Source organism: uncultured Parabacteroides sp. (genome assembly GCF_905196875.1).
Classification (GTDB): domain Bacteria; phylum Bacteroidota; class Bacteroidia; order Bacteroidales; family Tannerellaceae; genus Parabacteroides.
Map to the genome: position 1 here is coordinate 1 of NZ_CAJJWO010000001.1, position 12,898 is coordinate 12,898.

7 protein-coding genes are annotated in these 12,898 nt (G+C 42.0%); 2 read left to right on the forward strand and 5 right to left on the reverse strand.

The features are described 5' to 3' along the window. Positions 1–227: 227 nt before the first annotated feature. Positions 228–1,595, reverse strand: coding sequence for a Gfo/Idh/MocA family oxidoreductase (locus tag QZ076_RS00005; RefSeq protein WP_293709142.1), 1,368 nt, complete (start codon positions 1,593–1,595; stop codon positions 228–230). A 287-nt stretch (positions 1,596–1,882) separates the two neighbouring features. Between QZ076_RS00005 and QZ076_RS00010 the strand changes: the two genes are divergently transcribed. Then, positions 1,883–3,937 carry an alpha-L-fucosidase gene (locus QZ076_RS00010; RefSeq protein WP_293709461.1) on the forward strand — a complete coding sequence of 685 codons (2,055 nt, stop codon included), beginning with the start codon at positions 1,883–1,885 and terminating at the stop codon, positions 3,935–3,937. Positions 3,938–4,007: 70 nt separating this feature from the next. Here QZ076_RS00010 and QZ076_RS00015 read toward each other — a convergent pair whose 3' ends face one another. After that, positions 4,008–4,850, reverse strand: a complete 843-nt coding sequence (locus tag QZ076_RS00015; RefSeq protein ID WP_365324152.1) for a LytTR family transcriptional regulator DNA-binding domain-containing protein — start codon at positions 4,848–4,850, stop codon at positions 4,008–4,010. Between the two features lie 177 nt (positions 4,851–5,027). Between QZ076_RS00015 and QZ076_RS00020 the strand changes: the two genes are divergently transcribed. Next, positions 5,028–6,173 (forward strand): DUF6051 family protein, encoded by a 1,146-nt coding sequence (locus QZ076_RS00020; RefSeq protein WP_293709146.1) that lies wholly within the window; start codon positions 5,028–5,030, stop codon positions 6,171–6,173. Between the two features lie 32 nt (positions 6,174–6,205). Here QZ076_RS00020 and QZ076_RS00025 read toward each other — a convergent pair whose 3' ends face one another. The 3 genes from QZ076_RS00025 to QZ076_RS00035 form a co-directional block, all read right to left on the reverse strand. Further along, positions 6,206–7,441, reverse strand: coding sequence for an alpha/beta hydrolase family protein (locus tag QZ076_RS00025; protein ID WP_293709148.1), 1,236 nt, complete (start codon positions 7,439–7,441; stop codon positions 6,206–6,208). Positions 7,442–7,513: 72 nt separating this feature from the next. After that, the gene (locus QZ076_RS00030) at positions 7,514–9,103 is read right to left on the reverse strand and encodes a RagB/SusD family nutrient uptake outer membrane protein (RefSeq protein WP_293709150.1); all 1,590 of its coding nucleotides are present in this window, start codon (positions 9,101–9,103) and stop codon (positions 7,514–7,516) included. 11 nt (positions 9,104–9,114) lie between these two features. Beyond that, a complete protein-coding gene (locus QZ076_RS00035) occupies positions 9,115–12,855 on the reverse strand; it encodes a TonB-dependent receptor (protein ID WP_293709152.1) in 3,741 nt (1,246 codons plus the stop codon). Positions 12,856–12,898: the final 43 nt, after the last annotated feature.

Genomic DNA, 12,898 nt, shown 5'->3' on the forward strand with positions numbered 1-12,898 from the left:
TTCGCATTTATTTTGTAATTATTTTTCTGCAAAAACCATTGTAATATAATGTACGCACAAAAGAGAAGAAAAAAAGTATTCGACACTAAAACACGAGAACTTCCGTTAGCTGTCTTAACGGGAAAAGTACCTGGGAGGTGTTTCATCGTAATGAAACAAGTGTTTCACCTAGGAGAAACAACTGTTTCACTAGGATGAAACACTTCGATAGATGCTTACTGGAAAATTTACATAACAGGCGCATCCGGAGCTTTGCCAGGTTTCGGAGCTTCACCTTCTTTGTAATCAGGTAACGGTCCCATTTCATATTTTTCCGGACCATAGCGAAGAGTCGATGCCATGATTTCATCCCATGTAATCGGTTTACCGGTATAAGCTGCTTCACGTCCAAGAATAGCAACCTGAGTAGAATAGGCCAATGCTTCTGCCTGATTTATTTTTTTATCCAAACGAATTGATTCAACCAAATGAACATGTTCCTGATCGTATGGATTCTTAACAGGCTTATTCTGATAGTCATATTCCCAAAGCGTATTTCCATTGTAATCTACAATCTTGATCTCTCCTCTGTCATTTAACTGAGCGACCCCTTTGGTTCCATAAACCTGCTCAGACACATTCCCATCACAACCATCGATCTGACGGGCAGTAGCCAACATACGTTTGTTATTATTATAGTAATAGTCTACGCTAAAAAAGTCATAAATATCTCCGGTCAGGCGTTGAGCACGACCTCCGAAACCAACAGCACGAACCGGACGGTCTTCCATGAACCAAGTCACTACATCAATATTATGAATAGCCTGATCCAATAGGTGGTCACCGCTTAGCCATTTGATGTTAAACCAGTTGCGGATACAATATTCCATATCGCTCCACTCGGGACGTTTCCGTTTATTCCACCAGGCACCCTGATCCCAATGAGCTGAAGTTGATACTATATCACCTATCAACCCATTCTTCACCTGAACATAGGCTTCCCAATAGTCCTTACGATGACGACGCTGATTACCTGTTACGACAGTCAGTCCTTTGGAAGTAGCCACTTTCGCCGCTGCAATTACCGTACGGATACCGGTAGGATCGACAGCGCAAGGTTTTTCCATAAAAATATGTTTGCCTGCTTCCACTGCCGCTTTGAACTGTTCCGGACGGAAATGTGTCGGTGTACAAAGCAGAACAACATCAATATCATTCATTGCCAACACCTTCTGATATGCATCAAAGCCAAAAAAACAATTGGCATCAGGCACCTCATTTTTAAACTGTTCCGATAAAACTTTCCGGCAAGTAGCCATTCGGTCGGGGAATAGATCGGCCAATGCGATAATAGATACATTCGGACCGGATTTAAGGAACTGTGTTGCAGCTCCGGTTCCACGATCTCCACAGCCTACTAATGCAGCTTTCAATGGTTTACCATCAGGAGCTACGTCTACGAAAGAAAACATGCCCAATTCTTCCGGAGAATAATTTTTCACAGCTTTACCTGCATCTTGTTGTTGTGTACACGAGGTCATTACAGCCGACGACATACCCAGCGGTATTCCCGCACCCAGCAAAGCTGTGTTTGTTAAGAAATCTCTTCTTTTCATGGTATTTAAAATAAATAGTATAGTTATCTGACGTCCAAATATATGAATTCGAAAGTAAAGAAACAAACTTAGCTGTAGTTTTATACATCAGATTTCTAGATGCATAGAGGTCGTATATATGTATTTTATACAATAAGACAATAGATATTGTACAAAAGACGCCAAGTATATAACCGGACTCCCTTCATCCTGTAATACAATAACTAAAAAAGTCTAAACGCGAAGAGCTCTGCTATGCAAAGCATATTTTTCGTACCTTTGAAGCCTAAACAATAACATTTATTATGATGAAAAACTCAAATTATCTTCTCCTCCTAGGATTAGGTCTTAGTACTTTATTCTCTTGTGAAGAGACAAAAGCACCTGATCCAATTTATCCTATCCCGACACCTGAGCAGGTCGAATGGCACAAAATGGAAACTTACGCCTTCGTCCATTTTGGTTTGAATACGTTTAATGATCTCGAATGGGGATACGGAGACACTCCCGCCTCCACCTTCAACCCAACGAATCTGGATTGTGACCAATGGGTTCGTACCATCCAGGCTGCCGGGCTCAAGGGAGTAATCCTCACCGCCAAGCATCACGATGGTTTCTGCTTGTGGCCAACCGCAACGACAGAGTACAGTGTCAAAAACTCTCCCTGGGAAGACGGAAAAGGAGATATGGTAAAAGAGCTATCGGATGCATGTCACAAATATGGTTTGAAATTCGGTATCTACCTCTCTCCCTGGGATCGTAACAGTGCAAATTACGGACAACCCGGATATGTAGAGAAATTCCATGCCCAGCTTCACGAACTGGTTTGCAACTATGGTCCTCTATTTGAATATTGGTTCGACGGAGCCAATGGAGGAAACGGTTGGTATGGCGGAGCTAACGAATCCCGTTCTATCGATCCTAACACTTACTACAAATACGAAGCGGCTGTCGATACAATCAAAAAATATAATCCATCCGTTATGATTTTCGGAGGAACCGAACCGACTATCCGCTGGATCGGCAATGAAGAAGGCTGGGCCGGAGATACGCAATGGAGTATGTTCACCAAGAAAGAGGGTGTCCACTACCGCCAGAGCCAGTGGGGACTGGAAGACGGCGACCAATGGCTGGGTGGCGAATGCGATGTTTCCATTCGTCCAGGTTGGTTCTATCATGCACGTGAAGACCACCAGGTCAAATCATTATCCCATTTGGTGGATTTATACTACCGTAGTGTCGGACACAATGCGAACTTCCTATTAAACTTCCCTGTTGCCCTGAACGGCCAAATCAGTCCAACCGACTCTATCCGCGCTGTCGAATGGTATCAAACTATACAAAACGACTTGAAAACGGATCTTCTGAAAGGTACTGCCGTTGAAGCCAGCAACTCCCGTGGCGGTCAGTTCAAGGCTGGTAAAGTCAATGACGGGAACTGGGATTCTTACTGGGCTACAGAAGACGGAGTAACAAACGGAACACTTACATTCACATTTAAGAAGCCGACAGATGTAAACCGCCTGATGATACAGGAATATATACCTTTAGGCCAACGCGTAAAAGCCTTTACTATCGAGACGGAAAAAGACGGACAATGGACACCGGTCGAAGCTGCCGACTCAACCACTACAGTTGGTTACAAACGTATCGTTCGCTTCCAGACTGTGAAAGCCGATAAGATACGCATCAATTTCGAAGAATCACGCGGACCGCTGTGTATTAATAATGTAGAGGCATTCCTTGCTCCTGCTTTATTAACCGAACCGGCCATCCGTCGTGATCTGAAAAATATGGTTACTATCCGGGTAGAAGATAAAGGTTCGGAACTTCATTATACAACCGACGGTACAGAACCGACAAAAGATTCTCCCCGTTATACGGAACCCTTTACTTTTGCACAGAGAGGAACGATTAAAGCAATTTCATACGACCGCACATTTGACAAAAGTAGCCCTGTATCAACAAAAGAATTGGATATTCCGGCTTCCGACTATACGGTCATTTACCCGAAAGACGAGAAAACATCGGTTATGTTCGATGGAAACGGATATACCACCTTCTATTTACCAAAAGGGAAACAAGAGGTCGAAATACAATTAGCAAGTGAAGTAACAATTTCCGGATTCCGGTATGTACCGAATCAGGGACGTGATGCAGGCGGACATGTTTCAAACTATCAATTGTTCGTTAACAACAAAGAAGTTGCAGTAGGTGAGTTCTCCAACATCAAACATAATCCGATCGAACAGGAAATACGTTTCCCCGCAGTAAAAGGAGATAAAATACGTTTTGTAGCAACACGGATCGTAGATAATCAACCACAGGCTGGGATCGGAGAGTTTTCTGTGATAACGAAATAATGATTCAATATTTATCAAATGTGAACCAATGGAGCCGACCTTGTAGAAGGCGACTCCATTGGTTCATTATTCATGACGAATAGGTCATAAACCAATGTGTTACTTTCTCACTATATGTTTTTGAAATTGGGATATCCGGTACTTTCTCAATGTCCAACTCAAGATAAACACCATCTTTTTCGCGACGGATTACCTTTACCTGGTCAAAATTGACCATATATGAACGGTGACAACGTAATACATTCGTCTCAGCTAAACTTTCCTCGATAGCTTTCAAAGAATTACGCAGCATAAATTTGGTCAACACTCCTTTATTAAGATACCAGATACAAACATAATTATCGGCAGATTCTAGATATAAAAGATTACTCCGTTTTACGGATAGACGTAACTCATGCTTCTCATCATAAAAAGAAAACACTGATAGCTTATTTGCCGCCTCCGCCCTGTCTTCTTCCAATAAACGTAACTGCCGCTCTTTCTCCTGATAAGAAAAATACAGGTGTAAGACAGAATAAGGCAATAATAATACCAAACTCGTATTTATAGACGATTCCTTAAAAGCACTCAGATATTCTCGCTCAGGATTAAGTACCAGCGTATAAACCGTATAAAACAATGACATAAAAAAAATCTCCAACAGTATCCACAACGCATATCCTCCGATCGTAATCTCATGCTTACGTCCCCAGTAATACATCACAATCCGGCTAATAACGACAACCAACACTCCTGTTAGAATGATCAAACTTGAAAAAATAAAAAACTTAAATTCCGAAACCGAATACCAACTGGAAGAACTGAACGGTTTATAGATATTTATAAACACCAAAGCAAAAAGTGCCGTCAGCAGGATCAGACGAACGATATTCGATTTCCCATAAATATATGCGGGGATTTTATAACCTAACATTCCCATATTTTTGCCTCTTATTTGATAACAAATGTACTACAAATCCTGATATATTCGCCCCACATATAAGAAATTCGCCCCTATATTCGACTTTCTACCCCTTCGGATAGTCACTAAAACCATTTATTTGGCGGAGTTGTTTTTATAGTGTTTGTTTGCAGTAAAAAATAAAACGTTATGGATATTTCACTTCGCACACAACAACTTAACAGCCTTTTCTCGTACGATAGAAAGGCCTGCCTGAAAGAAAGTCGTTTGGATATAATCCCCTTTCGTTTCACACAAACGATAGCTGCCAGCGAAATCGACGAATTCCAAAGGGAACTTGCAACGACAGACTTCTGTACCGTTACCGACGACCATATCCAGGAAAACAAAACATTCAATTATACCATATTCGCACCCTCCGGAAAAGAGAAACGGGATAAAGCGATCATTCTCCTGCATGGTCTGAATGAACGTACCTGGGAAAAATATCTGACCTGGGCCGAATACCTGGCAGAAACAACCGGAAAACCAGTCATTCTTTTTCCTATCGCTTTCCATATGAACCGTACCCCGGGTAGCTGGTGTAATCCACGAGCTGTCTTACCCTGGGTTGGACAACGTAAACTAAAGATCAATGATCTGGCCAACTCCACCTTCGCCAATGTGGCATTAAGCAGCCGTTTGTCCATCAATCCGCTACGCTTTTATGCCTCCGGTCGCGAATCGGTCTATAATCTTTGGCAACTGGTACATGAAATAAAGGATGGGAAACACCCCTTATTTAAAGAAGATACCTCGATCAACCTGTTCGCCTATTCAATCGGTGCGTTGCTGTCGCAGGTATTATTGTTGAGTAATCCGGAGAAGATGTTCAGCGACACACGCCTGTTTATGTTTTGCGGCGGTTCGATCTTCAGCCAGATGAACGGAAGCGCACGCGACATTATGGATCAGGATGCGTTTGACAGCCTGCAACGCTTTTATCGTCATGACTTTTTGGAGAATCGTTCGTTACCGACATCTTTCAAAAACGATTTTCTGGAACAAGCCTTCAAAGCGATGATACGTCCGGATGTATTACAAGATTACCGAGAGTCATTCTTTCAACGGGCCTGCAACCGGATCAAAGCCATCTCATTAAAGAAAGATATCGTGATGCCTACAAATGGAGTAATCCAGGCAATAGGAAAAGCATCTGACAAGATACTGGAGGAAATTGATTTCCCATTCCAGTATTCTCATCAGATACCCTTTCCGTTTCGGTCAAAAGCAGATCAAACACTCGTAAATCAAGCATTCAACCATATCTTTAGCAAAGCAGCAGCATTCCTGTAGAATGAGCATTTTGTTATCTATTATGCGAAGCGTCATTTCAGTATTTTATGCAGCCAGGGAATTATCAACTCATTCTTAAAATAATGGGAAGGCGGATCAACATTTACCAATTCGAAATAAGCTTGTGGAGTCAGACCCTCCGATAGGTGCTCCACATCGTTCCTCTTTGTTTTATCGGCAAACTTCGGATAATGATGAAATTCCACATTTTCCGGTTTCCCACAATCATCATAAGCTGCCTGAATCAGACGGAAATCGCGATCAAGGCCTCCTTCCGTAAAGATGATCGGACGGGGAGCGAGAGAAGCTGCAACATCCGGAAAGTTGAAATACTTCCAATAGTCAGGAATCAAATGACGGATAGAGTTAGGAAAAGGCCGCCTGTTTTCTTTATTCGGTGCCGTTATAACAACAGCCCGTTCCTGTGTCTGACATAAAAAATCATTATACACAAAAGCATAAATATCTCTATCCAATACACCTAAAACCATCATAGGCTCTGTTCCCAACGAAAAACCGCTTACTACAATCCGATCTGTTTTTATAAAAGACTGTTTTTTCATCCATTTCAATACCTGCATATCCAGATAAGAGGTGTATCCAAGCCAATTCCAGCCCAGTTCCAGCAAATAACGGGAAACAACGTCATAATCATAATTCCATCCTTTATCATAACACTCAAGGTCGGAAGCTTCGCCGGCCGCAGCATTATCGACAGCAACAGCCACATAGCCTTCCTTTACAAGGTTCAAAGCCATTGTCACTTTCGGATCGGTCGTATCTTCTGTTAATTTAGGACATGTACCGGGTTCTCCGGCCAGGCCTTCCTTTGTTCTTCCGGACCCCGGAATACACAAGATACCGGGAGCAGCTTCCTTCAGGTTATCCGGTTTCAATACAAGAAAAGTCGATACACTCTTAGAAAATGGATAAAACTCCCATTTTTCTATTGTATATCCATCCCTTTTTTCCGTTTTAACACAAACGGGATCGGGCTGATTCTTCACCTCCGGGAATTTCATAATTGTGACCATAGCACTTCGGACGCTATCCTGCCATTGCTCAAATTCGTCGCCGGACATACCCGCCCGATAGGAAAACTTCGGATGCGTATCTTTCAGCATCTCATGTACAATACCATACGAACTCAGAAAACGCCCATCCGGACGATCCGATTTCAGAACTGCATGTTCCTGGGGATTATAATTCTGCGAATAACCGGTCAGGAAAAAACTACAGATTAAAAGAAGAAGAACAGATCTTTTCATTTTCATCAGAATTTAATAGTATACATCATAAAAAGAGCCGGACAAAAAAATATATCCAGGCTCTTTCCTATTTTAATTATCATAGCCCGGAGTCTGCTTAATCTCCGGATCTCCATTCAAAACTTCAACATTTACAGGCCACAGCATCATATAAGATTGATCATCTGTCAAAATAGGTAAGGTACTACCATAATGAGCTTTGGCAGAGAAGACAAATGGTTTTCCGTTGGCATCCTTCAGACGAAGAAGGTCGAACCAACGACTACCTTCACCAACAAACTCCTTATCACGTTCCTGTAAAATAGCCCATTCATTATCCGCAAAACTACCTCCTATATATTCATGCCCCGCAAATTTATCACCATAAGCACGCCGGCGAACATCATTAATATATTTCGCACACTGAACCGAATTTCCTAAACCGTTTTCACACTCTGCCAGCATTAGCAACACATCCGAATAACGGTAAACAGGAACGTCCGAATCATAGTAATGAGTACCTCCATCGGTATGACCTATCAGCTTTTTCCAACAAGCACCACGGGTTTTTCCTTCAAATAAATACTGGAAGAAGGTAGCATCCAGACGCGAATCATCTTTATCGTAGATATCTACAAACGACGTCTTATATTCATAGCGAAGCGGCCCCGCCGTCAACAACTTCAATGGATCTGCATCATATTTATTACCTTCCAGGTCTGTTGCATTCGTGAAAAGAGCCACATTATAGAACCAATTCGCTCCCCAGTTAGTCAGTTCGTTTTTGTTGAAACACAAAGCAAAAATAAGTTCCTTATTTTTCTTTCCTTCCGGTGTCCATAAACCAGCATAGTCCGTTACTAACTCAAACTGTTGGTTCAAAAGATTTGACAAGGCCGTTTTTGCCGTTTGCAAATCGCTGTTACCCGGATCGACTGTGGTTGCTGAAGCAATATGGCCTCCCTCTCTATCCGCACCTGTCGTCACCTTGGCAGACCACATATAAATCTTTGCTTTCAGTATTTCCGTTGCATAATACGACCATTCATACAAAACGGTAATCTTCTTGTCAGCCTTACCGAAGAACTCTTCCGATTTATTTATATCCGTTTTAATAAAGTTCAATGTTTCCTCCGGAGTCGAACGAGCTTTGTACAAATCAGTAATATCAATGTTACCCTCTGTGACAGTCGGCTCCGTTTCCAGCGGAACCCCGCCGAACGTACGATAAAGATAGAAATAATAATAAGCACGTAAACCATAGGCTTGTCCGAGATAGAATGATTTCTCGGCTTCGGTCATATAGTCGATATCACTGTCTACATTTTTTATAAACAGATTTATATGCATGATACCCGGATATAGTTCATACCAATCTTTAATACCTGTATTATCTTTGGTCAGCAGGTTATTTGTCATAGGGGGACCATATACACCTTCCCCCATAGAGGTAACATCGCTTATAAGAAGTTCGCTTCTGAACTCTCCCAGGGTAACCGGCATCTGGTATTTGCTTCTCAAATCGGCATGGATACCGGTCATGAACATCTCAGCCTGCGACTTTTGGCTCCAGAAGTTAGTTGAGCCATAATAATCTTCAGGCGACAAATCTAATGAATCGCAGGAGTTAAATCCGACCATCCCTGCTAATAATATGCTTATGCTATAAAATAACTTTTTCATAATCTATCTTATTAGAATGTAACATTTAAGCCAAACACAACCGATCTGGGTATCGGATAGCCACCATTCTGGCTAACACCATACTCAGGAGTAGCCATATTCTTAGCTGCCGTGATATAACCCAGGTTCTGAGCTGTAACAGACACATTAACTTTACTCAAACCCGTCTTCAGAATCCAGTTCTGGGGCAATGTGTATGCCATACTTACTTCACGGAAAGCGAGGTAATCACCACGATAGCAATTGATATCCGAAATTCTGTCATAATTACGCTTTCCTAAGAAGTCAGCCCAACCATAAACAGGGTATTTTCCATTCGGGTTGGTTTCCGACCATGAATCTTTTACCAGAGAAATAGTATTGAATGTTCCCTGCATATTCCCCATGATCCAAGGTGTTTTAAAATCGTGTACCCAGAATCCAAGAGCATAGTCGAGGCGACAATTCAGTGACAAACCTTTCCAGGATGTATTGATATTAAAACCTCCTGTCCAGTGAGGAATCGTATTACCCAGCTTCACCCGATCATAATCGTCGATAACCCCATCATCATTTACATCGAGCCATTTAACATCACCAGCCTGTATAGGTAAACCCTTTTCTTTTTCAGCATCCGACATCTTAGCCCATGCATCAGGTCCATACAGAACCTTTGCGTCCGCACCATTCTCGGTATAAGTAGACCTGTCGATTAAGTTACCCGCAATTTCGCTCTCACTTTTATAAATGCCCAACGATTTAAAGCCGTAGATAACGCCATATTCTTGTCCTTCCTGATAGCCGCCAACCCATTTTTTCTCATAACTTCCGTCAGACAACTTATTACCGGTATAAACCTGATAAGCATCCTGCATATTATTCGGCAGACCATTATATGGTAATGATACTATTTTATTCTTATTATATGCCGTATTCATACTAACCGTAAATCTCCAATCTTTCGTGCGCAGGATATTGGCAGTAAGTTCCAACTCCATACCCTGGTTCTGTACTTCTCCGTTATTCGACAGGAAAGAAGAAACACCGCTATGAGAGGGTAATGTAATTTCCGCAAACTTATCTTGTGTATGTCTATTGTAGTAGGTAAAATTCAATACGTACTTATTATTAAGAAAACCCAGATCCAAACCTGTTTCAAACGTATACGACTTTTCCCATCGCATGGTCGGATTAGGCAGATCATTCAACATCAAAGGAACTTTACCGTTATAATTGGCAACAGTCTTTCCGTTTTTGTCTTTCATAATACCATAAGAGCCCTGAACGGTATAATAATCGAGTCCGGTTACAATATTGCCGTTGGCATCGAGCACTCCCGATACATTCCCATTAGCCCCATAGCTGGCACGCACCTTTGCATAAGAAAGTACATCCGCCATATCTTCCATAAAACTCTCTTTCGAGAAGACCCAACCTCCGGAAATACCGGGGAATGTTCCCCAACGATTATCTTTTGGCAATTTTGAATATCCGTCACGACGCAGAACCAGACTCAGCAAGTATTTAGATTTATAATCGTAATTTACTCTACCGAAAAATGAAAGAATACGCTGGCGGTAATGCCATGAATCAATTTGTCTTACACCGGAAGCTGTCGATGTGTAATTCAGATCCTGAAAATCGGACAACGGCGAACCATAACCAGAAGCAGAGAAACCTTTCTTGTAAGAATCATAATATTCTACACCCAGCATGGCATCCAGTGTATGATCCTGTAAGAAAGTAGTCTGATAATTCAAAATACCATTATATGTCTGATCCAATAAACGCTCATGTTTGTTGGATGTACTATGGTTGGTATCGTAGACTGGCCCGGTAGCTACAATATAATCGCCTTTAAAAAACTCGCGACTATCGTCAAAATAATACCAGGCTCCGGTAGCTTTAAAAGTCAGTCCCTTCATAATATTAAAAGTGAATGACTGGCTCATATTGAACTTATCGGTGTTATTATCGTAATTCAAAGCATCTTCATACACCTTTGCTGTGGTCCAACCACGTGCGTAAGAAGCCACGGCAGGTCCGGCCAACCAATCACCGTCGGGACTTTTTACCCTGAAAGTAGGAGGTACGGATAATGTGGTACTAAAGAAATTTGTCTCACCGGCATATCCGGCAGCACCATCGTCCCATTTTGAATCGGTAAACGATAAAGAGGAATTGGAAGTCAGCCAGGGTTTGATTTTATAGTCGGCATTGATGGTAAAGTTCAACCGGCGATACCAGTTATTCACAGCATTTCCTTCACTATGATTGTATCCCAGACTGGCATAATAATGTCCTTTATCATTTCCACCCGAAACACTCAGGTTGTAATCCTGCGAGATAGCTGGTGATTTGATATTATAATCCTTTAGCTGATTATCGGCATAGATAAGCTTCTGACCCGGATTAACAGGATCGTCCATTGTTTGCCAACCCTGTTTCAACAGGAAAGCCAGGTCGTCGGTATAATTCATTACGCCCCAAACAGCCGTATTATCTTTATTTCCGTTCAGTACATTCCCGTTAGCATCAAAATAGCGGTTACCCGTACCATAAGGCTGTGTACCGGAAAGCGTAGCATCACTAGCAAAGCCACGCCAGTTTCCCGATTGATCCTGCCAGATATGAGAAGAACGATGAAAAGCCGAGCGCATATAATAAAGATAATCGTGCGCATCTAAAAATTCATACTGGCTATGAAAGAAATTCAATCCGACTTTAGCACTTAGATTCACTTCCGTTCGACCTGCTGTTCCCTTCTTGGTCGTGACCAGGACAACTCCGTTGGATGCACGTGCCCCGTAAATTGCAGTAGCACCGGCATCTTTCATCACTTCCATCGATTCGATATCTTCGGGATTAACATCGCTCAACGATTCACGAACCGCTCCGTCGATAATAATTAAAGGCGAACCGCTACCATCCAGGTTAGTTCCTCCACGTAGAACCAGTGTCGGTGTTGCATTCGGCTTACCGCTTGTCTGCTGCACTCTCAATCCGGCCACTGCTCCTGATAACGCCTGTGCAGGATTGGTATAAGTACCGTTGGCCAATACCGAGTTATCGACCTTGGCGATAGAGTTGGTCATTTTCGAGCGGAGTTGCGTTCCACCATAACCGGTGATGACCACTTCTTCTAATGTTTTGTTATCTTCTCTGAGAGATACCTTCAAAAAATGGTTTTGTCCCACCGGCAAAGTCTGCGTTATATAACCGATATACGAGATTATCAGCTTCGCACCTTTATCGACTTGCAAACTAAATTGCCCGTCGATATCGGTTATGGTTCCGTTGGTCGTTCCATCCTCTATGATGTTAGCACCGATAATAGCCTCCCCCTTTATGTCGGTTACGATACCTTTTATCGTAACCTTTTCCTGTTGTACGACCTGATTTACCCGGACAGTCTTAACTTCCGCTTTGCGGATCATTACCTGCCGGTTGCGGATATTATATTCCAGGTTCGTACCGGAAAAAATTTGTTTAAGAATCTCTTCTACTGGCTTATTGTGTACATCTACGTTTACACGGTGGGACAGATCGAGATCCGTATCGTAGATAAAAATAAACTGACTATTCTTTTCAATCCACTCCACAACACTTTTCAGCGTTTGGTTTTCCATGGAAATGGTGAAATTGGTTTGTTCTGCATAAGTCAGTTCGCTATTGTTGGCATTAGAATTGCCGGAAAATGTTAAAAAAATCGCCAAACTCATACATTTTGTGAAATCAGGCATGAGTTTTATTCTATTTATATTCTTTTTCATATATTCGATTGTTTTTTCTATTATTTCGAGGAAAATAATTAGA